1 protein-coding gene is annotated in these 845 nt (G+C 62.2%); it reads right to left on the reverse strand.

Annotation, left to right across the window (positions count from 1 at the left end):
* Positions 1-113: 113 nt before the first annotated feature.
* A complete protein-coding gene (locus IM708_RS21075; protein ID WP_209428507.1) occupies positions 114-737 on the reverse strand; it encodes a TetR/AcrR family transcriptional regulator in 624 nt (207 codons plus the stop codon).
* Between the last annotated feature and the right edge of the window lie 108 nt (positions 738-845).

The following is an 845-nucleotide window of genomic DNA, read 5'->3' on the forward strand; positions in this document are numbered from 1 at the left end:
CCCGCCCTGCGTCACCTCGGCCAGACGTGCGTGCAGAAGTTCTGTTTGCGCCCGGAAAGCCGCAGCGTTCGCGACGAACTGCGGGCTATCGGGGCGGATCGCCGTCTCGAATTTCATTCGCTGACGTCCTCCAGCACATTATTGAGCAGCACCTGAGCCAAATGATCGGCCAATGCCTCAAGGTCGCTCCGCGCGGGATCTACCCATTCCAGGGTCGCGTTCATCGCACCGATGAAGATGGCCACGCGTTCGGGCAGACGGCTCCGGTCGGCCACACAAGTTGGTGCCAGAAGCTCGGACCAGATTGCCTGGTAGGCGCGCCGTTCGGGCAGGTTTGCGCTGCGCAATGCTTCGGGGAGTTGCCCGAATATTCTGACATTGGCCGAGGTATAGTCGCTCAGACTGTGCAAAGCATGCAGATGGGCTCGCATGGCCTTGACGAGCCGATGTTTCGTTCCCGCGTCAGGCGGCAGGGCGTCGAGCGCTGCCACGACCGTCTCGCGCACGACGGCGATTCCGCGATCCATCACGGCGATGACCAGGTCGTCCTTCGACGGGAAATGATAGTAGAGGCTTGGTGTGCGCATCCCGGCCTCGGTCGCGATGTCGCGCATGGAGACCGCCGCGTACCCGCGCGTGCGAAAGTGCCGGGCGGCGATGTCGAGGATCTGAAGGCGACGCGCCTCACCCGCGCCCAAGGCAGCGCGAGACTCGTCTTGTGTTGCGTGCGCCCGCATCATCGGGGTCCTCGCAGGTAATTCTACCTAACAATAAGTAGAATAAATGCATGGCGCAACCGCAAAGACATGTCTCAGGCTCACCAATGGGACCGGTCTCGAGGAGGA

The organism is Pararhodobacter sp. SW119 (genome assembly GCF_017811755.1).
In the GTDB taxonomy this organism is placed as follows: domain Bacteria; phylum Pseudomonadota; class Alphaproteobacteria; order Rhodobacterales; family Rhodobacteraceae; genus Pararhodobacter.